Annotated in this window: 23 protein-coding genes and 1 pseudogene; 18 read left to right on the top strand and 6 right to left on the bottom strand. The window is 53.4% G+C overall.

Features of this window, described 5'->3' with window-relative positions; all coding sequences use genetic code 11:
* The coding region (locus ACJHVI_RS01270; protein WP_483182770.1) for a transposase at positions 1-160 on the bottom strand (160 nt) is incomplete at its 3' end.
* A gap of 137 nt (positions 161-297) precedes the next feature.
* On the opposite strand from ACJHVI_RS01270, the pseudogene ACJHVI_RS01265 reads away from it, so the two are divergent.
* Positions 298-414, top strand: a pseudogene (locus ACJHVI_RS01265) (IS30 family transposase); the annotation flags it as partial.
* Positions 415-602: 188 nt separating this feature from the next.
* Here ACJHVI_RS01265 and purN read toward each other — a convergent pair.
* The 3 genes from purN to hisN are packed head-to-tail and all read right to left on the bottom strand — an operon-like array spanning position 603 to position 2,701.
* Positions 603-1,172, bottom strand: a complete 570-nt coding sequence (gene purN, locus ACJHVI_RS01260) for a phosphoribosylglycinamide formyltransferase (RefSeq protein WP_483182769.1) — start codon at positions 1,170-1,172, stop codon at positions 603-605.
* Positions 1,169-1,921 (bottom strand): SDR family NAD(P)-dependent oxidoreductase, encoded by a 753-nt coding sequence (locus ACJHVI_RS01255; protein WP_483182768.1) that lies wholly within the window; start codon positions 1,919-1,921, stop codon positions 1,169-1,171. The genes purN and ACJHVI_RS01255 overlap by 4 nt, the downstream gene beginning before the upstream one ends.
* Positions 1,922-1,930: 9 nt before the next feature.
* Complete coding sequence (hisN, locus tag ACJHVI_RS01250) at positions 1,931-2,701, bottom strand: histidinol-phosphatase (protein WP_483182767.1); 771 nt, start codon at positions 2,699-2,701, stop codon at positions 1,931-1,933.
* Position 2,702: 1 nt separating this feature from the next.
* On the opposite strand from hisN, the gene waaC reads away from it, so the two are divergent.
* From waaC to ACJHVI_RS01220, 6 genes are read left to right on the top strand one after another with little or no spacing between them, the layout of a single operon-like run.
* A complete protein-coding gene (gene waaC / locus ACJHVI_RS01245) occupies positions 2,703-3,740 on the top strand; it encodes a lipopolysaccharide heptosyltransferase I (RefSeq protein WP_483182766.1) in 1,038 nt (345 codons plus the stop codon).
* Positions 3,737-4,078 carry a DUF423 domain-containing protein gene (locus ACJHVI_RS01240; RefSeq protein WP_483182765.1) on the top strand — a complete coding sequence of 114 codons (342 nt, stop codon included), beginning with the start codon at positions 3,737-3,739 and terminating at the stop codon, positions 4,076-4,078. The genes waaC and ACJHVI_RS01240 overlap by 4 nt, the downstream gene beginning before the upstream one ends.
* Complete coding sequence (locus ACJHVI_RS01235; protein ID WP_483182764.1) at positions 4,075-4,767, top strand: NAD-dependent deacylase; 693 nt, start codon at positions 4,075-4,077, stop codon at positions 4,765-4,767. Before ACJHVI_RS01240 ends, ACJHVI_RS01235 begins: the two co-directional genes overlap by 4 nt.
* 37 nt (positions 4,768-4,804) lie before the next feature.
* Complete coding sequence (locus ACJHVI_RS01230; protein ID WP_483182763.1) at positions 4,805-6,952, top strand: carboxy terminal-processing peptidase; 2,148 nt, start codon at positions 4,805-4,807, stop codon at positions 6,950-6,952.
* Between the two features lie 18 nt (positions 6,953-6,970).
* Complete coding sequence (gene tkt / locus ACJHVI_RS01225) at positions 6,971-8,956, top strand: transketolase (RefSeq protein ID WP_483182762.1); 1,986 nt, start codon at positions 6,971-6,973, stop codon at positions 8,954-8,956.
* 54 nt (positions 8,957-9,010) lie between these two features.
* Positions 9,011-10,171, top strand: a complete 1,161-nt coding sequence (locus ACJHVI_RS01220) for a phosphoglycerate kinase (RefSeq protein WP_483182761.1) — start codon at positions 9,011-9,013, stop codon at positions 10,169-10,171.
* Between the two features lie 94 nt (positions 10,172-10,265).
* Here ACJHVI_RS01220 and ACJHVI_RS01215 read toward each other — a convergent pair whose 3' ends face one another.
* Complete coding sequence (locus ACJHVI_RS01215; protein ID WP_483182760.1) at positions 10,266-12,749, bottom strand: molybdopterin guanine dinucleotide-containing S/N-oxide reductase; 2,484 nt, start codon at positions 12,747-12,749, stop codon at positions 10,266-10,268.
* On the bottom strand, positions 12,742-13,905 hold the full coding sequence (locus ACJHVI_RS01210) for a NapC/NirT family cytochrome c (RefSeq protein WP_483182759.1): 1,164 nt from the start codon (positions 13,903-13,905) through the stop codon (positions 12,742-12,744). The genes ACJHVI_RS01215 and ACJHVI_RS01210 overlap by 8 nt, the downstream gene beginning before the upstream one ends.
* A gap of 286 nt (positions 13,906-14,191) precedes the next feature.
* Between ACJHVI_RS01210 and moeA the strand changes: the two genes are divergently transcribed.
* The 11 genes from moeA to ACJHVI_RS01155 are packed head-to-tail and all read left to right on the top strand — an operon-like array spanning position 14,192 to position 21,212.
* Positions 14,192-15,412 carry a molybdopterin molybdotransferase MoeA gene (gene moeA / locus ACJHVI_RS01205; RefSeq protein ID WP_483182758.1) on the top strand — a complete coding sequence of 407 codons (1,221 nt, stop codon included), beginning with the start codon at positions 14,192-14,194 and terminating at the stop codon, positions 15,410-15,412.
* A complete protein-coding gene (gene moaA, locus ACJHVI_RS01200) occupies positions 15,412-16,395 on the top strand; it encodes a GTP 3',8-cyclase MoaA (RefSeq protein ID WP_483182757.1) in 984 nt (327 codons plus the stop codon). Before moeA ends, moaA begins: the two co-directional genes overlap by 1 nt.
* 11 nt (positions 16,396-16,406) lie before the next feature.
* On the top strand, positions 16,407-16,928 hold the full coding sequence (gene moaB / locus ACJHVI_RS01195) for a molybdenum cofactor biosynthesis protein B (protein WP_483182756.1): 522 nt from the start codon (positions 16,407-16,409) through the stop codon (positions 16,926-16,928).
* On the top strand, positions 16,921-17,505 hold the full coding sequence (gene mobA / locus ACJHVI_RS01190; RefSeq protein ID WP_483182755.1) for a molybdenum cofactor guanylyltransferase: 585 nt from the start codon (positions 16,921-16,923) through the stop codon (positions 17,503-17,505). The genes moaB and mobA overlap by 8 nt, the downstream gene beginning before the upstream one ends.
* Positions 17,492-17,983: a cyclic pyranopterin monophosphate synthase MoaC gene (moaC, locus tag ACJHVI_RS01185; RefSeq protein ID WP_483182754.1), complete on the top strand. Its 492-nt coding sequence runs from the start codon at positions 17,492-17,494 to the stop codon at positions 17,981-17,983. Before mobA ends, moaC begins: the two co-directional genes overlap by 14 nt.
* Entirely contained in the window at positions 17,973-18,212 is a 240-nt protein-coding gene (locus ACJHVI_RS01180) for a MoaD/ThiS family protein (RefSeq protein ID WP_483182752.1), read from the top strand. Before moaC ends, ACJHVI_RS01180 begins: the two co-directional genes overlap by 11 nt.
* Positions 18,213-18,638: a molybdenum cofactor biosynthesis protein MoaE gene (locus tag ACJHVI_RS01175; RefSeq protein WP_483182751.1), complete on the top strand. Its 426-nt coding sequence runs from the start codon at positions 18,213-18,215 to the stop codon at positions 18,636-18,638. It begins immediately after the preceding gene.
* 1 nt (position 18,639) lies between these two features.
* Positions 18,640-18,822 carry a hypothetical protein gene (locus ACJHVI_RS01170; protein WP_483182750.1) on the top strand — a complete coding sequence of 61 codons (183 nt, stop codon included), beginning with the start codon at positions 18,640-18,642 and terminating at the stop codon, positions 18,820-18,822.
* 4 nt (positions 18,823-18,826) lie between these two features.
* Positions 18,827-19,837, top strand: coding sequence for a ThiF family adenylyltransferase (locus tag ACJHVI_RS01165; protein ID WP_483182749.1), 1,011 nt, complete (start codon positions 18,827-18,829; stop codon positions 19,835-19,837).
* Positions 19,837-20,535: a molybdate ABC transporter permease subunit gene (gene modB / locus ACJHVI_RS01160; RefSeq protein ID WP_483182748.1), complete on the top strand. Its 699-nt coding sequence runs from the start codon at positions 19,837-19,839 to the stop codon at positions 20,533-20,535. The genes ACJHVI_RS01165 and modB overlap by 1 nt, the downstream gene beginning before the upstream one ends.
* Positions 20,535-21,212 (top strand): sulfate/molybdate ABC transporter ATP-binding protein, encoded by a 678-nt coding sequence (locus tag ACJHVI_RS01155; protein ID WP_483182747.1) that lies wholly within the window; start codon positions 20,535-20,537, stop codon positions 21,210-21,212. Before modB ends, ACJHVI_RS01155 begins: the two co-directional genes overlap by 1 nt.
* Positions 21,213-21,325: the final 113 nt, after the last annotated feature.

Below are 21,325 nucleotides of genomic sequence, written 5' to 3'. Positions count from 1 at the left end.
CAAAACAGCTTGGTATATCAGCCCATTGGCAGCTCGTACGCAAACGAAACAGTATGCCTTCAACGGTTTTGCGTAGATTTTTCTTGCGATAAATGCCAAGCTGTTTCAAAATGGGAAACAGTCTTGACCATGTTTCATCTGCAAGTGTGGTTCGGGACATGGCAAAGATTTAAAGGTGTTTGTGTGGAAACAACATCTTAAACTCTTTGCCACTTTTTTTAAATTGTCATTAGCCCCTAGTAGATTCAAGTATGAAGTGTAAGGCATCCAAAGTTAGCTTTAATTTCTTATGAATATGTGTTTTATAGTCGGAGAAGTGAAAAAGTAGTACAAGGCGGTGAGCCGCAGACAGTACAAGAGCGTACGGCAAGGCTAGCCAATACCGTAATACTTTTTCAATTCTTCGACTATAGCAGAAACGGGAAGCAGATGCCGTAAAGTTTTACGGTTAAAAAAGAAAAATACAAAGCCCTCTAATATGTTAGTGGGCTTGGAAAATTGGCGTGCCTGTAACCTGCTAACTTGTGTCACTTTTTTAGTTCCTCAACCATAAAAAGCTTTCTAATCCGCTTCTTGCTCCTGCGCGTAAATCCGCATAGCTTTTAATTAAGCACGGTATTGATGGCGGATACCAGCAATTCATGCTCTAGGGGCGCGATGCGCGCTTGCAGGCTTTCTGGGCTGTCGTCTGGCAAGACGGGGCAGCGACTTTGCGCGATGATTTCGCCGGTGTCGATACCCGTATCGACATAATGCACGCTGCAACCGCTTTCTGCTTCCCCCGCAGCAATGACGGCACGATGCACATGCATGCCGTACATGCCCGCACCGCCGAATTTCGGCAGCAGCGAAGGATGCAGATTGATAATTTTACGCGGAAATTTGGCAATGATGCTTTCCGGCATGATGCTTAAAAAACCGGCTAGGACGATGAGGTCGCTGTGCGGCGCAAGGGCGGCATCAAGGGCTTGGGCAAAGGCGGCGGCACCGAGTTTGCGGTCAATCATGGTAAAGGGAATGTCGGCGGCAAAGGCATGGGCTTTGCCGGTGCAGTCGCGGTCGGCGATGATTTGGCTGATGCTGATCTGTTTCAGCCTTTGCTGCACGATGGCTTGGATAATGGCAGCGAGATTGGAACCGCCGCCCGAGATAAGGATGCTGATGTGTTTCATATTTCGCTTTTATAGACTTTTAAGCCGGCAAAGCTCTGCGCGGTGGGCATGACTTCCAAGCGGTTGATATTGATATGCGGCGGCAGTTCGGCGCACCAGATGATGATGTCCGCCATTTCTTCGGGGCTGATGTTTTGCACGCCTTGATAGACGCTGTCGGCGCGTGCTTGGTCGCCATGAAAGCGGACGGCGGAAAATTCGGTGCCGCCAATCAGTCCCGGTTCGATATTACTGACGCGCACCGCTGTGCCGTATAAATCGGCGCGCAGGTTCAGGCTGAATTGTTTGACGAAGGCTTTGCTGGCGCCGTAAACATTGCTGCCGGGGTAGGCGTAATTGGCGGCGGTGGAGCTGAGGTTGATGATGTGTCCGCGATTGTTTTTGACCATACGCGGCAAGATGAGGTTGGTCATTGCCGCCAGTCCGCGGATGTTGGTGTCGATCATTTGCAGCCAGTCGTCCAATTGCGCTTCCTGCGCCATGTCCAGCCCGAGCGCCAAGCCGGCATTATTAATCAGCACGTCGATGTCTTGCCATGATGCGGGCAGGCTGTGAATCGCCACCTGCATGGCGGTGATGTCTTGAATGTCAAAATTCAGCGGATAGAGCGCGTCGCCGAGTTCCGCCTGCAGGGCTTGCAGACGTTCGGCGCGGCGTGCGCAGGCGATGACGCGGTGTCCGCGCCGCACAAGTTCGATGCTGAGTGCACGTCCGAATCCGGCGCTGGCTCCGGTAACGAGTACGAGCATATTGCCTCCTTAGTTGAGTAAAGCCATGGCTTGGCGGTGTAATTCAGGGGTGGCGGCGGCAAGAATTTCGCCGTTGCTGCGCGTGGTCAGCGGTTGTCCCTGCCAGTCGCTGATGATGCCGCCCGCTTCTCCAATGATAGGAATCAGGGGCAGGAAGTCGTGTATTTTCATGCCCGCTTCAACGACCAAATCGATCCAACCTGCCGCCAGCATGGCATAGGCGTAGCCGTCGCCGGTGTAGCGTTGTTGGCGGACTTGCCGCGCCACTTGCTGATGGCGTTCGTATTGGCGCGCGTCAAACATGCCGGGGTCGGTGCTATAAGCCAAGGCTTGACTGATTTCTCGGCATTGGCTGACGCGGATGGCTTGTCCGTTAAGCCGGCTGCCTTCTCCGGCGGCAAGAAAGCGTTCGTCTAACATCGGCATGTCGATGATGCTTAAGACGGGTTTGTCATGGTAGAGCAGCGCAATCAGGGTGCAGTAAATCGGAAAGCCGCTGATGAAGCTGCGCGTGCCGTCGATGGGGTCGATAATCCAGCGATAAGGCGAGGCGCTGGTTTGCGCACCGTATTCTTCGCCGATAATGCCGTGCTCGGGGTAATGTTGATTAATCAGGGCGCGCAAGGCGGCTTCGGTTTCCTGATCGGCAACGGTAACGGGGCTAGCATCATTTTTATCAATAATGCTTAGGGCTTGGCGGAAATATTGCCGCGTAATGCCGCGCGCGCGGTCGGCTAATTGTTCGGCAAAGCTGAGAAGTTCTTTATCTAGTGGTAACATAGTGGCAAATTTTTATAAATGGATTGGTAATTTGGCACAAAATATTTTGTTGGTCAAACTTTCTTCTCTCGGCGATGTGGTGCACAGTTTTGCCGCCGTCAGCGATATGGCGGCACAGGCGGATGCGCGGATTACATGGGCGGTGGAAGAGGCTTTCGCGCCTTTAGCTTCCATGCACCCTGCAGTGGATAAGGTGGTGGCGGTGCCGATGCGGCGTTTGCGCAAACACAGCCGTCTATGGTGGCGCAGCGCCGAATGGCGGCAAGTGATTGCGGCATTGCGTGCGCAGGAATATGCGGCGGTCATTGATGCGCAGGGATTGATTAAAAGCGCGGTTTTGGCGCATTTGGCAAGCCCTGCACCGCATTGCGGCTATGATTGGCAGAGTGCGCGCGAGGGCTGGGCAAGCCTGTTTTATCAGCATAAAGCGCAGGTGCCGCGTCGTCAGCATGCGGTGCTGCGTACGCGGCAATTGTGCGCCTCCGCTTTGGCTTACGCATTGCCGCCGACGGAAGATTTCGCCCTGCCGCAATGGCAGGGGCGGCAGAGCCGCGATTTGGTCTTTTTGCACGGCACAACTTGGGCAAGCAAATTATTGCCCGAAAGCACATGGCTGGAATTGATTTTCTTGGCGCAGCAGTCGGGTTATCGGGTGCGTTTGTTATGGGGCAATACCGAAGAAGAAGCGCGCGCGCAGCGTCTGGCTGCCGCCTCGCAGGCGGAAGTGGCGGCAAAAATGGCTTTGCCCGAAATTGCACAGCTCTTGCGCGAGAGTGCGGCGGTCTTGTCGGTCGATACGGGCTTGGGGCATTTGGCGGCGGCGCAGGGCGTGCCTGTTTTAGGGCTTTTTGCCGCGACGGATGCCGCCTTAAGCGGTATGCGCGGCGCGCGGGCGGAGAATTTGTCGCGCCCCCGTCCTTGCATGAAAAAAGATTGCCGCCGACACGGCGCGGCAACGGCAAATGCCTGTATGGCGGCATGGTCGGCAGATGAGATTTGGACGGCTTTTCAAGACACAATTCAGAGGGTATCTTCATGAAAACTTGGCAAATAGTTGGTATTTCAGGCGCTTTGCTATGGCTTATCATCGGCGCGGCGACAGGGCATTACACGATGCCGCCGCAAGAGGCGGTGTGGATGGAAAAAGCGCAGCGTTATCATATTGTGCATGCTTTGGCTTTATTGTGGCTGAGCGGACAAAGTCCCGCACGCGCCAAAGTGGCGATGCTGTGGAGCTTCGGCGTGCTGCTGTTTTCAGGTTCTTTATATTTGATGGTGCTGACGGGTTTGCCGCTGCGTTATGTGGTGCCTGTGGGCGGCGTGTCGATGCTGCTGGGCTGGATATTATTGCTGTGGCAGGCGTTGAGGGAAAAATGAAGTCTATTTTTATCTTAACGGGCGCGGGGATTTCGGCGGAATCGGGGATTAAGACTTTCCGCGCCGCCGACGGCTTATGGGAAGATCATCGCGTGGAAGACGTCGCCACTCCCGAGGCTTTTATCGCCAATCCGGATTTGGTACATCGTTTTTATAATGCGCGGCGCGCGCAATTGAAAACGGTCGAACCCAATGCCGCCCATCAGGCTTTGGCGAGATTGCAGCGCGATTATCAGCAAGGCGCGGTAACGATTGTGACGCAGAATGTCGATGATCTGCATGAGCGCGCCGGCGCGGATGTGATTCATATGCACGGCGAGTTGAGAAAATTGCGCTGCACACATTGCCGTGCGGCATTTGAATGGACGGAAGATGCGCATAAAAAAATGTCTTGCCCGCATTGCGAACGCAGCGGCGGTCTGCGCCCCGATATCGTCTGGTTCGGCGAAATACCTTATCACATGGAGACGATTAGACAGACCTTGTCGCAGGCGGCGCTCTTTGTCGCCATCGGCACTTCGGGCGCGGTCTATCCAGCGGCGGGTTTTGTGCAAGAAGCGATTTTCAACGGCGCAGAGACGCTGGAAATTAATTTAGAAAAAACACAAAGCTCGAGCCTATTTCATCGCAGCAGCTTCGGCAAAGCCACACAGAGCGTTAGCGATTGGGTGCAAGCGGTGCTAGAATGATTTGTTTCTTGACCACTGTTCAGCATTAAGGAATGTCATGAAGTTTTCTTTCTCGCCGGCCGCCGCGCTGCTATGTTTGGCGCTGAGTTTTACCGGCTGCGCCCAAGCCGCCGATACTCACGAAGCGGCTTTTTCCAAGCCTGAAGCATTAATTATCACAGACGCACAAAAACGTGCTTTCCAATTAGGCAGCAATTTATTAAGCAAACAGCATTACCGCGGCAATTCTTTGCGCCAAATCAGCGCCGGCGTGTTTGACAATTATTTGGATACTTTAGATTTCAACCGCATTTATTTCTTAAAAAGCGATATTGAAGAGCTTTCCGTGCATCGCAGCACCTTGGTGCAAACGGTGCGCAAGGCGGATTTGAGTCCGGCGGTGCAGATTTTCGAGCGTTACCGCGAACGCGCCAGCGCACTCAATGCGTGGATTTTGCAACGCTTAAACCAGCCCTTTGATTTGGACGGCACGGCGACGGTGCATATTCCCAATAATCTGCGCCTTGGCAGCAGCCATTTGCCGTGGCGCGAAACGTTGGAAGAAGTGCATGCCTATCAAGAAGCGCGTTTGACCGATGCGTTAATCCGTCTGCGCATGGGCGGACGCAGTCAGGAAGAGGCGATTAAAAAATTAATCAGCCGCTATGAAATGCAGCAGAAAAGCCTCAATCAAATGACGGTCGAAGATGTTTTCGATATGTATATGAACAATATCGCGCTGCGCTTCGACCCGCATTCCTCTTATCTTTCGCCGCGCAGCACGGAAGATTTCGACATCAATATGAGCCTGTCGCTGGAAGGCATCGGCGCGACCTTGAGCTATGAAGACGGCAAAATCACCGTTCGCGAATTGGTCGCCGGCGGTCCTGCCTTTAAAAGCGGCAAATTGCGCATCAATGACCGCATTATCGGCGTTGCCCAAGGCAAGGATGGCGAAATGCAGCCGGTCATCGGCATGCGTTTGGACAAAGCCGTGCGTCTGATTCGCGGCAAAAAAGGCACGATTGTCCGCCTTCTAATCGAGCCTGCCAGTCCCAATATGCCTGAAACCGAAATTGCGCTTGAACGCGATACCATCAAGCTGGAAGACCAAGCCGCACAGGGCTATGTGGAAAGCGTGGAAGCCAACGGCCTTACGCGCAAAATCGGCGTCATCCGTCTGCCTTCTTTCTATATGGATTTTGAAGGTGCGCGCAAAGGCAAAGAGAATTATCGCAGCACCAGCAATGATTTAAGCAAAATTATCAAGGATATGAAAGCGCAGCAAATCGACGGCATGATTCTCGATTTGCGCGGCAACGGCGGCGGTTCTTTATATGAAGCGGTGCGTGCCGTCGGCTTGTTTATCGACGAAGGTCCGGTGGTCATGGTCAGCGATGTCGAAAACAGCGCCGAAACCCAGCGCGACAGCGACAAAGGCGCTTTATACGAAGGACCTTTGGCGGTTATGGTGGATCACGGTTCCGCCTCCGCTTCCGAAATTTTCGCCGCCGCGATTCAGGATTATCGCCGCGGTATTGTGGTAGGCAGCAATTCTTTCGGCAAAGGCACGGTGCAAACCGTGATTCCTTTGAATCGTTTTGTCAGCAGCAAAGTGCCACCTTTGGGAGAGATGAAAATCACCATCGCCATGTTCCACCGCATCACCGGCGAAAGCACGCAGCATAAAGGCGTGGTGCCCGATATTGCCCTGCCCACAAGCGCAGATATTGAAAAAGTCGGCGAACGCAGCCTGCCTTATGCCCTGCCGCTGAAATCAATTAAAGCCGCAGATTATCAAGTCGGCAATGAAGTCTCGCCTGAAACTGTCTCGGCATTGCAGCAGCAGCACGAGCAAAGAATGCACAGCAATCCCGCCCTGCTGCGCTATCAGGAATATATCAACCGCGAGATTGCCGAAAAAGAACGCAATGAATGGTCGCTGAATTTGGCACAACGCGAGCAGCAGTATCAGGATTGGAAAAGCTATGTGGAAAATTATGCCGGCATACAGACGCAGGAAATGCCCGCTTTGCAGTCCGATCAAAAACGCCGCGAAGACATCGAAAAACGCAATGCCGCAATTGATAATGAAGCGGATAAGGAATATTTCGTACCTGACGCAGGTTTATTTGAAACGCTCTATATTTTGTTTGACTTTATCGAGCATGCCCATGGGGGGCAAGCGCTGGATAAAGCCGCTTAATCTCAACAAGGAGAGACTATGAATGCACATCAGCTAATGGCGAATTCTATTCGCGCCCTCAGCATGGACGCGGTACAAAAAGCCAATTCAGGGCATCCGGGCGCGCCAATGGGTATGGCGGATATGGCAACGGTTTTATGGCAGCGTCATTTGCGCATTAATCCCGCCAATCCGCATTGGGACAACCGCGACCGCTTTATTCTCTCGAACGGACACGCTTCCGCTTTGCAATATGCTTTGCTGCATTTAACAGGCTTTGACGTCAGCCTTGATGATTTGAAAAACTTCCGCCAAATGCACAGCAAAACCGCGGGACACCCTGAAGTGCACGAAACTCCGGGCGTGGAAACCACCACAGGTCCATTGGGGCAAGGCATTGCCAATGCCGTCGGCTTTGCGCTGGCAGAAGCGCATTTGGCAGCACGTTTTAACCGCGGCGAACATAAGATTGTTGACCATTACACCTACTGCTTCTTAGGCGACGGCTGCCTGATGGAAGGTATATCGCATGAAGCCTGCTCTTTCGCCGGCACTTTGAGACTGGGAAAACTGATTGTGCTTTATGATGCCAACGGCATCTCCATCGACGGCGAAATCGATCCTTGGTACAGCGAAGACGTAGCAAAACGCTTTGCCGCCTACGGCTGGCAAGTGATTGAAGCCATTGACGGACACAATGAACAAGCCATTCATCAAGCCATTGAATCTGCAAAAGCCGATACCTCACGCCCCAGCATCATCATCTGCCGCACCACCATCGGTTTCGGTTCGCCGAATCTGGCAGGCTCGGAAAAAACCCACGGTGCACCATTAGGCAATGAAGAAATCGCCGCAACCAAAACCGCTCTAGGCTTGCCGGCAGAAGCCTTCAACCTGCCCGCAGGCGCATTGGAAGCCGCCGATTTACGCGCCAAAGGTCGCCAATGGCAGGAAGCATGGGAAGCACAATTTGCCGCCTATGAAAAAGCCGAACCGGAATTGGCGGCAGAATACCGCCGCGTCATGAAAGGCGAATTGCCGACAGATTTCGCCCAATACATGCAAAATGCCCTGCAAGCGGCGCAAGACAAAGGCGAAAAAGTCGCTACCCGCAAAGCCTCCGAATTGGCATTGAACGTATTGGCGGAAAAACTGCCCGAACTGGTTGGCGGTTCTGCGGACTTAAGCGGCTCGAACCTGACCTTCAGCAAATCCAGCAAATCCATTTTGCCGCAGCAATTCGGCGGCAACTATTTGCACTACGGCGTGCGCGAATTTGCGATGGCGGCGATTATGAACGGCATGGCATTGCACGGCGGCATCCGTCCTTATGGCGGCACCTTCCTCGTCTTCTCAGACTATATGCGCAACGGCATGCGGATGTCCGCCCTGATGAAATTGCCGGTCTCTTACGTACTGACCCATGATTCCATCGGCTTAGGCGAAGACGGTCCGACCCATCAACCCGTCGAACACGTCTCTTCCCTGCGCCTCATCCCGAATCTGAACGTCTGGCGCCCCTGCGATACTGTCGAAACATTAGCCGCTTGGCAAAGCGCCATCAATCCCGAAACCCCGAGCGCTTTAGCCTTATCGCGCCAAGGACTGCCGGTCATGGCACGCGACAGTGCACAGATTGCCAATATTGCCCGCGGCGGCTATGTGCTGAAAGAAGCGGCAAATGCGAAATTAAGCCTGATTGCCACCGGCTCGGAAGTCGAACTGGCATGCAAAGCCGCAGAAGCGCTTGAGAAAGAAGGCATTGCCGCCCGCATCATCTCTATGCCTTGCTTGGATATCTTCTTGCAGCAAGATGCAGCATACCGCGAGCAAGTCCTACCGAAAGGCAGCGCGAAACTCGCCATCGAAGCGGGCTCCAGCCTAATATGGCAAAGCATCGTCGGCGATAAAGGCGCAGTCGTGGGCATGGACAGCTTCGGTGCTTCCGCACCTGCCGAGCAACTGTTCCCGCACTTCGGCTTTAGCGTTGAAAACGTCGTCAATACGGCGAAAACATTATTGTAAGTATCGAGCCAGCTTTGCTGGCTCTTTTTTGTGTAACGTAAATGAGGAAAGAAAATGCGTAATTTAGTGGATGTAGATGTCAAAAATAAACGTGTCTTAATGCGTTTGGATTTAAACGTACCGGTAAAAGACGGCAAAGTTACCAGCGATGCGCGTATCACCGCCGCCCTGCCGACCATTGAACTGGCCTTAAAACAAGGCGCAGCCGTTATGATTATGGCGCATTTGGGCCGTCCGACCGAAGGCGAATATGCAGAAGAATTTTCATTAAAACCCGTTGCCGAACATCTGGGCAAATTACTGGGCAAAGAAGTGCCGCTGATTAAAGATTATCTGGAAAACGCACCGCAAGTGAACAGCGGCGAAGTCGTCATGCTGGAAAACGTGCGCTTTAACAAAGGCGAGAAGAAAAACGACGCCGCTTTGGCGGAAAAATACGCCGCACTGTGCGATGTATTTGTCAGCGACGGTTTCGGCGTCGTACACCGCGCACAAGCCTCCACCGTCGGCGTTGCGGAAAAAGCCGCCCTTGCCTGTGCAGGACTTTTAGTGCAAAAAGAAGTGGAAACCTTGGAAAGCATCTTGAAAAACCCTGCCAAACCGATGATGGCGATTGTCGGCGGTTCAAAAGTATCCACCAAACTATTAGTCCTGAAATCCCTATTGGAAAAAGTGGACACCCTCATCCCCGGCGGCGGCATTGCCAACACCTTCCTAGCCGCCAAAGGCTACAACGTCGGCAGCTCGCTCTACGAGCCTGATTTATTGGAAGAAGCCCGCCAAATGCTGGAAAGCGCACAAAAACGCGGCGTTAACATCCCGTTGCCGGTCGATGTGGTTGTCGGCGATGAATTTTCCGAAAATGCCAAAGTGCAAACCAAATCCATTAAAGACGTGGCGGAAAACGAAATGATCTTAGACATCGGACCGGAAACCGCTGCCAACTACGCACGCATGATTGCCGAAATGAAAACCATCGTTTGGAACGGCCCTGTCGGCGTATTTGAAATGAAACCCTTTGCCGGCGGCACCGAAGCCCTCTGCGAAGCCATTGCCAAGACCCAAGCCTTTACCTTTGCCGGCGGCGGCGACACCCTATCCGCCATCGCCCAATTCGGCATAGAAGACAAAGTGGACTACGTCTCAACCGGCGGCGGCTCTATGCTGGAATACCTAGAAGGCAAAGCCTTACCGGGCGTGGAAATTTTAAAATAATCTTCCTAATCCTTTCAAAAAAGCGGCGCAAGCCGCTTTTTTGCTAAAGACAAGACAAAGGCGGATTTCTCCGCCCTTATTTTTGCCTATGGCTTTATGCTGCGCCTTTAGGCGGCGTGAAGGCGGTGAGTTCAGGGGCTTCGCCGCTGTATTTCTCAATATTGACGACGGCGGTTTGTCCCGTATTGCCTTGGGCGAGCGAGGAGGTGCCGCGGTCAATCGCCAAGACGTTGCCGCAGCCGTTTTTGCACAGGGCATTGTCGCTGCCATCTGCTGGGTCGTACCAAGCGCCTTCATGTAGGGCAAGCACGCGTTTTGCCACACGTTCAGTAACGACTGCGCCTGCCAACACTTGTCCGCGTCCGTTATAGATGCGGACTAAATCACCGTCGGCAATGCCGCGCGCTTGCGCGTCTTCAGGGTGTATCCACACCGGTTCGCGGTCAGCGACTGCATATTGCTCGCGCAGGCTGGTTTGGTTGAGCTGTGAGTGCAGGCGGTAATGGCTGTGCGGCGTAACCATGTGCAGGGGATATTCTTCAGGCGCATTGCCGAGATATTCCACCGGCGGCAGCCATGAGGCGTGTCCGCGGCAGTCTTCGTAATTCATGGCTTCAATCGTTTTCGAGAAGAGTTCGATTTTGCCTGAGGGCGTGCCGAGCGGATTTAAGACGGGGTCTTTGCGGAAATCGGCATAGCGCACCCATTCGGCGCCGCGTTCGCTGATCGGGTTTTCATAGACTTTGTTGTCGTCCCAGAATTGGCGGAAACGCGGCATGGGGATGCGTTGCTGACGTGCTGCAGCTTCCGCTTGTCCGTAGAGATGCGCCAGCCAGCCCATTTCGTCGCGACCTTCGGTAAATTCCGCTTCCACGCCGAAACGACGCGAGAGTTCGGCAAAGACTTCGTAATCGTCTTTGGCTTCGCCTTGCGGTTCGACGACTTTTTTCATCGGCACGATGTGCATATTGGAGTAGTCGCCTGTCATGGTGAGGTCATTGCGTTCATAGCTGGTGGTGGCTGGGAGAACGATGTCTGCATGTTTAGCGGTGGCTGTCCAATAAGGCTCTGAAACGATGATAACTTCTGGCTTTTGCCAGCCTTTGCGCAGGCGGTTCAAGTCTTGATGATGATGGAAGGGGTTGCCGCCGCACCACCAAATCAGACGGATATGCGGATAGGTGCGCGTTTGTCCGTTGTAGGGGTATTGTGCGCCGGGATTGTGCAGGGCATCGGAGATGCGCGCCACAGGGAAGGAGAGTTCGGTGGCGGCCAAGAGCCAGTCTTTGTTATTGGCAGAGCTGCCAGTGCCGCTGCTGGGCGTGATGCCGATATTGGGCAATACGCCGGCTTTGCGCTCGGGCACGCCGCCGTTGGAATAATGGTAAGACAGTCCGAATCCGCCGCCGGGCAGTCCGATTTGCCCTAGGAAAGCGGCGAGCGTTACCAGCATCCAATGGGTTTGTTCGCCGTGATGTTGGCGCTGCATCGCCCAACCCGCCATAAACATGGTGCGGTTTTCGTGGAAGAGCTTCGCCAGTTCGCGGATTTTTTCGGCGCTGACGCCGCAGATTTCCGCCGCCCATTCAGGGGTTTTGGCGACGCCGTCTTCTTTGCCTTGGATATAGTCGGCAACGATGTCGGCGCCGACGCAGTATTTTTCCAAGAAGGCTTTGTCATGCCAATCATTGGTTATCAATTCATGGCAGATGCCCAGCATCAGCGGTACGTCGGTGGTGGGGTTTACCGGAATCCATTCGCAGGCATCGCCCAAAATTTCCGCGGTTTCGGATAGGGTAGGGTCGATGGCGATGACTTTAATGCCGCTTTCTTTGAGCTTGAGCAGATAGTCGCGTCCTTGGCAATCCGATGCCGACCACGCGATTTGCGAGCTGTTGGCGATATTGGCACTCCAAATGACCACGACTTTGCTTTCGCGCAGCACCACTTCCCAGCTGGTGGGCTGTTCATAGACTTCGACCGTGCCCATGACATGCGGCATGATGACTTGCGCCGCACCGGTAGAATAGTCGCCCAGATGCCCGACATAGCCGCCGGAAAGGGTCATGAAGCGTTGTAAGAGGGTAAAGGCTTTATGTAATACGCCTGAGGAACGCCAGCCGTAAGAGCCGGCGAAGATGCCGTCGGCGCCGTAGGCTTCGCGGACGCGGCGCAATTGTTTTTCGATTAAATCATAGGCTTCTTTCCAAGAAATCGGCACGAATTCGTCGTCGCCGCGTTTGCCGTCCGGCTGGGTTACATTATCCAGATTGTCCAAAAAGCCTTTGCGCACCATCGGTTGCTTGATGCGGACTTTATTGTAAATTTGGTCGGCGACCACGGTTTGCAGGGGATTTTCCAATTTCGCCGGTACGGCGGGTCCTGATGAAGTAACTTTGCCGCTGCTATCGATATTGACGACCAAGGGACCCCAGTGGGCGGCAGTGATGATTTGCCCGTTTTTAACCGCCTGCGCGAAGGCTTTTGCCGACATTGCCGGAGACAGTGCGCCTGCGCCTGCCAGCAATCCGCTGTTGCGGATGAAGCTGCGACGGCTGGAAGAGTGTTGTTTAGTCATGGTTAGCTCCTGTGACATCTTTCGAGTGATTTTGAAGGTAGTAGGTTAAGACTAATTTGCCGTTTTCGTTAATGGAGGTACGGTTTGCCATGCCGTTAACAATCGCGGGCCATTGGTTGGCGTTGTAATGATGCGCAGGGATAACCGCATGGCAACCGCCACAATAAGCGTTATTCAGCTCATTGCCATAATCCCATAGGGCTTGCACATCGGAAAGCATATGTTCCGCGCTAATCCATGCGCTGAATTGAACGGGGTGCCAATTGGCATCGCTGGCTTCATGGTGTCGGAACTCGCCCTGCACGCTAATGTTTTCCAGCATCGGGTCGTTGATGACCGCCGCAATGATGCGTTTGCCGTGCTGCGCGTAAATTACTTGCTCCGCGCCTTCCTGTTGGAATCCCTCAATTTGCACTTGGCGCATACCGCCTTCGCTAGCAAGCACTTTCAGCGCGGTGCTGGGGAAGATTCTCGCCGCAGCCTTTTGCTTGCCGCTGTCGGCATAGCCTTCGATTTCGGCGATAGGGAAGAGGGCGGCGGCATTGCCAGCGGTTTTTGCCGCCAGTTCGTGCAAATGTCCGGCGGCGCGATCGGCGTCTTCGGTAAATTCAGGCGGGAAATGCGCGATACCGCGGTGGCAGCTGATACAGGTCATGTTTTCGTTTTCCATTCTCTGATGTTCGCGCTGCGCTTTTTCGGATTGCGCATAAATGTCCCAAACTTCCGCATTATGGCAGCTGCGACAGGTGGCGGAATTGTTTTTCTCCATTTCCGCCCAGACGCGTTTTGCCATTTCGCCGCGTTTTTCCTCGTAAGCGGCATCATCGGGAAGCGAGCCGCGGATTTCGGCGATGACATCTTTCAATCCGGTGGTCATTTTGGTTTTGACATACACCCAATCATTGTCATGCGGGATATGGCAGTCCGCACAACCCGCCTGAATGCCTTTGGCATTGGAAAAATGCTTGCTGCTTTGCCATTCTTGCAAGGGTTTTTCCATCGAGTGGCAGCTGACGCAGAATTCGGTCGTGCTGGTGGCGCGCAAAGACCAATGCGTGGCATACAGTCCGATGGCTCCGATGAGCAATGCGCAGAAAATGATAAGAAATAAACCTTTTTTCGTCATGAAAAGCATTGCTTTTCTATTATTTGCCATGATTGCCTCCGTTTTTTATATTTGTAGTATAGGCTTAAGCCGTGGATTTGCAAATGAGCAGATGGTTGAAATAAAAAGGATTAAAAAGGTTCTGATTAAAGCAACTATAAGAAAATAATGTAAAAATAGAGAATTTGTTTTGGAAAAATTTAAAAATAATCTCAATTTTCAACAATTTTTTTAACAAATCGCATTAATTTTCGGTTGAAACAATCAAAAATCATCTTAAAAGCTGAAAAAAAACGATAGAAAGCGTACAATGCGGCGCAAAATGAAGAGAGGCAATATGCTTAGTGTAGACGAATTACAAGAACGTATCCGCGCGACGCTTGCCGCGCATCAGCAGCAGGAACAAGAACATGTGCCGCTTGCTCAGGCACAGGGGCGTATTCTGGCGCAGGAGATGATTTCCAATGTGAATATTCCGCCGGCGGATGTGTCTGCTATGGACGGCTATGCCTTGGTGGAAGCGGCACAGGCGGATAGCGTTTTCAGCGTGATTGGCGAATCGATTGCCGGCAAGCCTTTTGAGGGCGCGGTGCAGGCAGGGCAGGCAGTGCGGATTATGACGGGCGCGGTCGTGCCGGCGCAGTGCCGCTGCGTCATCATGCAAGAGCATGTGCAGCGCGAGGCGGATTGCATCGTCTTAACGAAAGATTGCCGCGAGGGTGCCAATATCCGTCGCGCCGGCGAAGAATTGCGGGTCGGCGATGCCGTTTTATATGCAGGCCGCTGTCTGAATGCTGCGGATGTTTTATTGCTGGCTTCTTTGGGGATTGCGCAAGTGCCGGTGTTTAAAAAATTGCGCGTCGCCGTCTTCTCGACCGGCGACGAATTGCTTGCCGTCGGCGAGACATTAAGCCGAGAAGGACAGATTTATGACAGCAACCGCGCGATGATTTGCGCTTTGCTGCGCCGTCTGCCGGTGGAAATCGTGGATATGGGCTTGATTGCCGACGATATAGAGGCGATTAAAGCGGCTTTGGCGCAGGCGGGGCAAGATTGCGATGCGGTGATTACTTCCGGCGGTGTGTCGGTCGGCGATTACGATTTCTTGAAAATGGCGGTGGAAGCCTTGGGCGAGATTCATACCTATAAAGTGAAGATGAAGCCGGGCAAGCCTTTTGTTTTCGGCAAAATTGGGCGGGCGGTGTATTTCGGTCTGCCGGGCAATCCCGTATCGAGCTATGTGGGCATGAACCGCTTGGTCAGCCCCGCTTTGCGTCAGATGGCACATGCACAAGCCTTGCCGGATTTGGTACTGCATCTGCCTTTAAATCAAGACTTGAAAAAGGGCGCAGGACGGCGCGATTTTCAGCGCGGCGTGATGCAGATGGGCGCCAAGAGCTGGGAAGTGGGCAGCGCTTCGCGGCAGGATTCGCACCGCGTGCATGGTTTGTCGAGCGCCAATTGTCTGATTGATTTGCCGGAAGAGATGGAAAATCCCACTGCCGGCACAATGGTCGCCGTGCATCCTTTCTTCAGCCATTTTTCAGGAGGCGATTGATGAGTTCCGCCGCTTTGATTGACCCTTTCCAGCGCCGTATTGCTTATTTGCGTTTGTCGGTGACCGATTTTTGCAATTACCGCTGCGTTTATTGCCTGCCCGAAGGTTATCAAGGCTGCGCCGCGCTCGATGAATTAAGTCTTGCCGAGATTGAAACCTTGGTGCGCGCTTTTGCCGAATCCGGCACGGAAAAAATCCGTCTGACCGGCGGCGAACCGACGATGCGCCGCGATATTGTCGAGATTGCGCAAATCTGCGCGGCGCAGGCAGGTATTCGGAAAGTGGCGATTACCACCAATGCGCACCGCTTGGACAAACTCTATCGCCCGCTGATTGATGCCGGCATCGCGCAATTCAATATTTCCGTAGACAGTTTTCGCGAAGAGACTTTCCGCCGCATGACGGGCAAAAACAGTCTTGCCGGCATTTTGCAGGCAGTGGAAAAAATGTTGGACGAAGGTTTTCGCCATATCAAGCTCAATGCCTTATTGATGCGCGAAACCGCGCTTGAGACTTTGGCGGATACTTTGGCTTTTGTGAAAGAACGACCGCTGACCATGCGTTTTATCGAACTGATGCGCACCAATGACAATACCGCTCTTTATGAGAAATCGCATATCAGCGCGGCGGAAATCACGCAAATGCTGCTGGCGGAGGGCTGGGTGCTGCGCGAACGCACGCCTTTATCAGGTCCGGCATTGGAATTCAGTCATGCCGATTATGCCGGCGGCATCGGCATCATTGCACCGTATAGCAAGGATTTTTGCAGCAGTTGCAATCGTTTGCGTGTTACCTCAACGGGCAAAATGCATCTGTGTTTATTTGACAGCATTAACTATGATTTGCGCGATTATCTGCGCGCCGGCGATGTGCAGGGCTTGAAAGCCCAATTGCAGCGCCTGATTGCGGTTAAGCCCGCAAGTCATCAATTGCATAGTAATGATTCGGGCATCATGGCGCATTTGGCGCAAATTGGCGGTTAAAGGAGAAATTTATGAGCCATGCGGAAAAACAATTTTACCCCCTAAACATCGCGGTCTTGACCGTATCGGACACGCGGACTTTGGCGGAAGACACCTCAGGACAATATCTGGCGGAGGCTTTGCAGGCAGCAGGGCATCATCTTGCCGCGCGTGAATTGCTTACGGACGATAAATACGGCATCCGCGCCCAAGTAGCGCAATGGATTGCCGATAAATCCGTGCAAGTGGTCTTAATCACGGGCGGCACCGGTTTTTATGGACGCGACAATACACCGGAAGCGGTATCGGTTTTATTCGACAAACAGATTGACGGCTTCGGTGAGGCTTTTCGCGCCGCTTCCATGCAGGAAATCGGCTTAAGCACCATGCAGTCTCGCGCTTTGGCGGGCATGGCAAACCGCACCGCCGTGTTCTGTCTGCCCGGTTCTACCGGCGCCTGCAAGACTGGTTGGGAAAAAGTCTTGCGTGAACAATTGGATAGCCGCACGCGTCCCTGTAATTTCTATCCGCATCTGACGCGCGCCGATGACTGATTGCCTTACGATTTTATGCGGCGGCGCTTCGACGCGCATGGGGCAGGACAAGGCATTGTTGCCGCTCGGCGATGAAAGCCTGCTGCAACGCCATGTGCGCATGGCGCAAGAAGCGGGCTTTCGTGTGCAAATCGCCGCTGCCGGCGCGGATTATGCCGATTTGCCTGCCGATATTGTGCGCGTGCAAGACAAATTGCCGGAGCGGGCGGGGCCTTTGTCGGCATTGGCGGGGGCTTTGCAAGCCTTGACGCTTTGCGGCGGACAAGGCACTTATCTGATGCCGGTGGATACTTTGCTGACGGCGGCGCAATTGCGTGATGTGTTGGGCAAATCTCAACCAGCACCGTGGATAACCATCGCCGAGCGCGGACAATTGCATAATGTGTTCGCCTATGCCGAAGTCGCACTGCTGCCGCGGATTGAGCAATGGTTGGCGGGCGGCATCCGCGCTTTGCAGCCGCTGAATTCGGTGCAGGGGGCGAAATTGGTCGCTATGCCAGCAGAATGGTCGCCGCTATTGGGCTTTAATACGCCGGAAGAATGGCAGCAGGCAAAGGAATATTATGAGCGGATTTAGTCATTTAGACGGAAATGGCGATGTGAATATGGTCGATGTGGGGGCAAAAAGCGTTACGACGCGCAGCGCGTGTGCGCAAGCGGTGGTGCGTTTTCCGCCGCAAGTGTACCAAGCCTTGCGCGCCGTCAACGGGCAGACCAAAAAAGGCGCGATTACCGATGTGGCGCATATCGCCGGGATTATGGGCGCGAAACAAACTGCGCAATTGATTCCACTCTGCCATCCGCTGCCGCTGGATAAAGTCGGGCTGCAATTTAGCTATGATGACGAGCAATGCTGCCTGAACATTATCAGCGAATGCCGCGTGACGCATAAAACCGGAGTGGAAATGGAAGCCTTGACAGCGGCATCGATAGCCGCGCTGACCATTTACGATATGTGCAAGGCATTAAGCCATGAGATTGTGATTGAGCGCGTGCAATTATTAGCTAAAAGCGGTGGCAAATCAGATTTTACAAGGACAGACAATGCAGATTAAAGTTTTATATTTCGCCCAATTAGGTGAAGAAGCGGCAAAAGCGGAAGAACTGCTGGAGACCACGGCAGATACCTTAGCCGCAGTCTATGCGCAATTGCGCGAGCGCTATGGCTTCAGCTTGGCGCAAAACCAATTGCGTGTGGCGCGTAACCAAGTCTTTGCCGACTGGCAGGACGGCTTGGCAGAGGGCGATGAAATCGCCTTTATTCCGCCGGTATCGGGAGGCTAAATGCGATTTCGGATTAGCGAGCAAGCGATTGATATTGCAGCGGCACGCGCGAGTGTCTTGCGCACTGATTGCGGCGGTTTCGTCAGCTTTGAGGGCTGGGTACGCGATCATCATAACGGCAAGGCGGTGGATAAGCTGATTTACAGCGCCTATACCGCCATGGCGGAAAAAGAGGGCGCGAAAATCGTGGAAGCGGCGATGGCGCGTTTTGATATCGAAGCGGCATTGTGCATTCATCGTGTCGGCGAATTGCAGATCGGCGATATTGCGGTGTGGATTGGCGTGAGTGCCGGACATCGCAGCAGTGCCTTTGAAGCCTGCCGTTTTATCATCGATACGATTAAAGGCGAAGTGCCGATTTGGAAGCATGAGTTCTACCGAGACGGTAGCGCCGAATGGACATTGAACCATCATTGCTGTGACTAAAATGAAAGCCGCTCCTGCGCGTTTATTGCTCAAATTATTGTATCTGCTGCTGGCACTGGCATTGCTGGCGGCTTTTTTTACCGAAGGCAAAGTCAAAGCCGCCGTGATGCTGAGCATGGGGATTTTGCTGCTTATCGCAGGAATTGCGCAGATACTGATTGCGCTGTTTATTCGTAAGGATTGAAAACATGATGGATTTTTCGCGCCAACTCAAAGTGCAGGGCATGAATGCAGAAACGCAAGCCCGTCTTGCCGCCGCCAAAGTGCTGATTTTCGGTGCAGGCGGCTTGAGTGCGACAGCCATTCCTTATTTGGCTGCGGCAGGCGTGGGCGCATTGACAATTGTGGATGACGATGCGGTGGCTTTGAGCAATCTGCATCGGCAAATCTTATTTACGCGCGGCGATATCGGCAGAAATAAAGCCGCTGCCGCCGCCGCATTTTGCGAGGCTCGCGCCGAAGGCAGTTTTCAGGCGATTGAGCGGCGTTTATCGACGGCAGAAATCCTAGCGGCAATGCAGGCGGCGGATATTGTTTTAGATTGCAGCGACAGCCGCCAATTAGCCTATCAATTAAGCGATGCCGCATTATTCACAGGGCGGCCGGTCGTGTTTGCCAATGCGGCGGCAATGGGCGGACAACTCTTTACCATGCAGCCGCATGCCGATTTACCTTGTTGGCGCTGTCTGTGGTCGGAAGAGGTGTTACCGAGCGGCAATTGCGATGCTTTGGGCGTGTTAGGTCCCGTACCGGCGACTTTAGGGCTTTGGCAGGCATTGGAAGCAATAAAACTCATCACGCGTTTTGCACCGCCGCTATCCAGCGAATTGCTGCAATATGATTTTGTTTCCATGCGGCAAATGCGCCTGCGCGTGGCAAAAGCGGCAGATTGCAATCATCACAAACAAACCGCCGATATGGTTGATGAAGCGGTATTTGAAGGCGATTTTGCCACCGCCAAAATGCAGGGCTTGCGCATTATCGATATCCGCAGCGCGGAAGAAATCGCGCAAAAACCTTTGCTGCAAGCCGATGACTGCATCCTGATGTCGGCTTTATTAGACAATCCCCTGCAATATATCGGCAGGCAAGAAGCGGTCTTGCTGGTCTGTGCGGCAGGGCAGCGCTCGCACAGCACAGCAACGCTCTTGCGCAAACAGGGATTTGCAGGCGTATCGGCATATCCCAAGGCGTGGTAATGCAAGACATCGCCCAGCATTGGCAGCAGGCTTTGCCGCCGCTACTCTTATCGCTGAAAGTGGCTACATGGGCAATCGGTATCAATCTTTGGCTGGGCATCGGCTTCGGTTATCTCTTGGCGCGGAAAAAATTTTGGGGACGCGAACTGCTCGATACGCTTTGCACCTTGCCGATGGTCTTGCCGCCGACCGTCTTAGGCTATTATCTCTTAGTCTTAGTCGGCAGCCGCAGCAACTTAGGGCAATGGCTGCGCAGCCACGACATTCAGCTGATTTTCACATGGCAGGGCGCAGTATTGGCGGCGGTAGTCGTTTCTTTTCCTCTGATTTTCAAACCGGCACGCGCCGCCTTTGAGCAAGTCGACCGTCAATACGAAGCGGCGGCGAAATGCTTGGGCATTTCCAATACGGCGGTTTTTTGGCGGATTACCCTGCCTTTGGCTTGGCGCGGTATCTTAGCCGGCATCTTGCTCGCCTTTGCCCGCGCTTTAGGCGAATTCGGCGCGACCCTGATGGTCGCCGGCAGCATTCCGCACAAGACGCAGATTTTATCCACCGCCATCTATGAAGCCGTGCAGGCAGGGCGCGACGGCGACGCGCATTTCTTGGTCGTGGTCGTCTCGCTGATTTGCCTAGCCGTATTGCTCAGCGTCAGCGCATTGGCAGGCGGAAAAGTGCCGCAGGACGGATTGAAATAATGCTGGATATCGCGCTGAAAAAACGTCTGCCCAACGGCTTGCAAATTGAAGCGACGCTGAAAAGCGATGTGGCGCGCAATGTCATTTTGGGCTTTTCAGGTAGCGGCAAAACCCTGTTTTTAAAGATGATAGCAGGTCTGCTGACGCCCGATGAAGGACATATCCGCGTGCAAGAGCGCGTATTCTTCGATTCAAGCACAGGCATCAACCTCAGCACCCAAGCGCGGCAAGTCGCCTATCTATTTCAAGATTACGCGCTTTTTCCGCATCTCACCGTGGCGCAAAACGTGGCATTTTCCCTGCGCCGCCGCTATTGGAATCCGCGCCGCCGTAGCAGCCAAGCATTAGCCGCGCAATGGCTAGCAAAGCTCGAAATAGCCGCCGTCGCCGACAGTTATCCTGCCCAACTCTCGGGCGGACAAAAGCAACGCGTCGCCTTAGCACGCGCACTGGTCAGCCAACCGCGCATATTGTTACTGGATGAACCCTTTTCCGCCTTAGATACCGCCTTACGCGCCAGAACTCGCCGCCTAGTCGCAGATTTGCAAAGCGAATACCGCATTCCTATGCTCTTAATCAGCCATGACAGCGAAGATGCGGACTATTTCGGCGATGCGCGCTTTCAAATGCAGCGCAACGGCGACCGCGCGTTTTTACAAACTATTTTAAAAGCTTGAATTTACAATCCAAGTGCAAAAAAAGAAGCATTCATAATAGAGTATAATTTTGTTCCCCAACAAAAAAGGACTCTTAAAATGAACGCTTCTTACCGACATCTTACACTTTTAGA

The organism is Suttonella sp. (assembly GCF_056855035.1).
This window is presented reverse-complemented; position numbering and strand designations above follow the sequence as displayed.

Excerpts from the sequence above, each read along its gene's own strand:
- purN (WP_483182769.1), bottom strand. The coding sequence starts at position 1,172 with ATGAAACACATCAGCATCCTTATCTCGGGCGGCGGTTCCAATCTCGCT.
- ACJHVI_RS01255 (WP_483182768.1), bottom strand. The coding sequence starts at position 1,921 with ATGCTCGTACTCGTTACCGGAGCCAGCGCCGGATTCGGACGTGCACTC.
- hisN (WP_483182767.1), bottom strand. The coding sequence starts at position 2,701 with ATGTTACCACTAGATAAAGAACTTCTCAGCTTTGCCGAACAATTAGCC.
- ACJHVI_RS01240 (WP_483182765.1), top strand. The coding sequence starts at position 3,737 with ATGAAAACTTGGCAAATAGTTGGTATTTCAGGCGCTTTGCTATGGCTT.
- ACJHVI_RS01235 (WP_483182764.1), top strand. The coding sequence starts at position 4,075 with ATGAAGTCTATTTTTATCTTAACGGGCGCGGGGATTTCGGCGGAATCG.
- ACJHVI_RS01230 (WP_483182763.1), top strand. The coding sequence starts at position 4,805 with ATGAAGTTTTCTTTCTCGCCGGCCGCCGCGCTGCTATGTTTGGCGCTG.
- tkt (WP_483182762.1), top strand. The coding sequence starts at position 6,971 with ATGAATGCACATCAGCTAATGGCGAATTCTATTCGCGCCCTCAGCATG.
- ACJHVI_RS01220 (WP_483182761.1), top strand. The coding sequence starts at position 9,011 with ATGCGTAATTTAGTGGATGTAGATGTCAAAAATAAACGTGTCTTAATG.
- ACJHVI_RS01215 (WP_483182760.1), bottom strand. The coding sequence starts at position 12,749 with ATGACTAAACAACACTCTTCCAGCCGTCGCAGCTTCATCCGCAACAGC.
- ACJHVI_RS01210 (WP_483182759.1), bottom strand. The coding sequence starts at position 13,905 with ATGGCAAATAATAGAAAAGCAATGCTTTTCATGACGAAAAAAGGTTTA.
- moeA (WP_483182758.1), top strand. The coding sequence starts at position 14,192 with ATGCTTAGTGTAGACGAATTACAAGAACGTATCCGCGCGACGCTTGCC.
- moaA (WP_483182757.1), top strand. The coding sequence starts at position 15,412 with ATGAGTTCCGCCGCTTTGATTGACCCTTTCCAGCGCCGTATTGCTTAT.
- moaB (WP_483182756.1), top strand. The coding sequence starts at position 16,407 with ATGAGCCATGCGGAAAAACAATTTTACCCCCTAAACATCGCGGTCTTG.
- mobA (WP_483182755.1), top strand. The coding sequence starts at position 16,921 with ATGACTGATTGCCTTACGATTTTATGCGGCGGCGCTTCGACGCGCATG.
- moaC (WP_483182754.1), top strand. The coding sequence starts at position 17,492 with ATGAGCGGATTTAGTCATTTAGACGGAAATGGCGATGTGAATATGGTC.
- ACJHVI_RS01180 (WP_483182752.1), top strand. The coding sequence starts at position 17,973 with ATGCAGATTAAAGTTTTATATTTCGCCCAATTAGGTGAAGAAGCGGCA.
- ACJHVI_RS01175 (WP_483182751.1), top strand. The coding sequence starts at position 18,213 with ATGCGATTTCGGATTAGCGAGCAAGCGATTGATATTGCAGCGGCACGC.
- ACJHVI_RS01170 (WP_483182750.1), top strand. The coding sequence starts at position 18,640 with ATGAAAGCCGCTCCTGCGCGTTTATTGCTCAAATTATTGTATCTGCTG.
- ACJHVI_RS01165 (WP_483182749.1), top strand. The coding sequence starts at position 18,827 with ATGATGGATTTTTCGCGCCAACTCAAAGTGCAGGGCATGAATGCAGAA.
- modB (WP_483182748.1), top strand. The coding sequence starts at position 19,837 with ATGCAAGACATCGCCCAGCATTGGCAGCAGGCTTTGCCGCCGCTACTC.
- ACJHVI_RS01155 (WP_483182747.1), top strand. The coding sequence starts at position 20,535 with ATGCTGGATATCGCGCTGAAAAAACGTCTGCCCAACGGCTTGCAAATT.